A 1,669-nucleotide genomic window follows, 5' to 3' on the forward strand; every position below is an offset into this window, starting at 1 on the left:
AGACGGATAACCGTTTACTGGGTGTAGCGATCGGTGGTTCTTATTTGAGCAGAAAAATGGATGAGTATTCCGACCTGGATCTCATTATTGTTGTAGATGATGTTCATTATCAGCAAGTTTTAAAAGAGCGTCAGCTTTTAGCCAGCAAACTAGGGAAACTGCTAGCAGCTTTTACCGGTGAACACGTTGGCGAACCCCGATTATTAATCTGTCTCTATGACAGTCCTCTTGTACACGTCGATTTAAAGTTTTTGCTTTTACAAGATTTTCAAACAGACCGCATAGAAAATCCGATTATTCTATGGGAGCGGGGAAATCTACTAACCTTAGCTGTTTCAGATAATCCACGAAATTATCCACCTTTTGACCCGCAGTGGATTGAAGACCGCTTCTGGGTGTGGGTACACTACGGTGCAACTAAGTTAGGAAGAGGTGAACTGTTTGAAGTTATTGATTTTCTTTCTTTTGTGCGTGGGCAAGTTCTAGCGCCATTAGCCAAGGTACAAGCTGGACTGCTTCCACGCGGTGTGAGAAATCTGGAAACAGAAATTCCGTTTTATTTGAATGATTTTCGTCAAACTATTCCCGCTAAACATGACCAAGAGGAAATTGCGCGATCGCTTCAACACACCATTCGTTTTTACTGCCAACTTCGCTCTAAATTAACAATACCAGAGTTGATTATCCACTCTCAAGCCGAAGCTGCCTCTACAAAATATCTACAATCAGTAATAGATAAGTTCAAATAAGCTGATGCGCGTCTAAACTATATAAACACTTTTGATGTCGCTAACTGTTGACTGTTGACTGTTGACGGTTAACAGTCATCAGTCATCAAGTAAATGTACAAATTAAATGCGGCTTCCTTCAACCAAATTTCGCCTCTTGGCCTGAACAATCAAATAAATGTAAACCTAACCGTTGGGAAAGTTCTTCACACACCTTTACCCCCCGCACACTATTACCACGCATATCCAAGAGAGGCGAAAAAACTCCAATGCCCATCTTATTGGGTACAACGGCGATAATCCCACCACAAATTCCGCTTTTCGCTGGAATCCCAATTTTATAAGCCCACTCACCAGCAAAGTTGTACATTCCGCAGGTATACATAACACTCAAAATATCTTTAATGTAATGCTTATCTACCGCCTGTTCTTTGGTAATGGGGTTAATACCTTTGTTAGCAAGGGTAGCCGCCATCACTGCTAAGTCTTGACAATTCACCATCACAGCACACTGCTGAAAATAAAGATCCAGCGACTCTTCAATATTGCGGTCAATCATGCCAAAGTTGAGCATCAGATGCGCCATTGCCCGGTTGCGATGCCCTGTACTGCGTTCTGAGGTAAAAACTGAAATGTCAACGAACACATCGCGCCCAATATATCGCCGAAACATCTCCAGCATTCGGTTGAGGCGTTCGGTTGGGCCAGAACCTTTAATTAAGCTGGTGGTTGCGATCGCACCTGCATTTACCATTGGATTATAAGGCCGCTTCGATTGCTCATCCAAAATAATCGCGTTGAATGCATCCCCCGTTGGTTCCACCCCAACTCTAGTCAAAACGTAATCCAGTCCATGATCTTCTAAGGCAAGCCCATAAGCAAATACCTTGGAAATTGACTGAATGGTAAAGAGGTGATCGTAATCGCCAACTTTATAAACT

2 protein-coding genes are annotated in these 1,669 nt (G+C 42.7%); one reads left to right on the forward strand and one right to left on the reverse strand.

Annotated features, from left to right (window positions below; translation table 11 throughout):
• The coding region (locus tag VE944_RS08565) for a nucleotidyltransferase domain-containing protein (protein ID WP_324975175.1) at nt 1-749 on the forward strand (749 nt) is incomplete at its 5' end.
• A gap of 118 nt (nt 750-867) precedes the next feature.
• On the opposite strand, the gene glsA is transcribed toward VE944_RS08565, so the two are convergent.
• On the reverse strand, nt 868-1,669 hold an 802-nt coding region (gene glsA, locus VE944_RS08570), incomplete at its 5' end, for a glutaminase A (protein WP_324975178.1).

The organism is Nostoc sp. (assembly GCF_035638895.1).
GTDB lineage: Bacteria > Cyanobacteriota > Cyanobacteriia > Cyanobacteriales > Nostocaceae > Nostoc.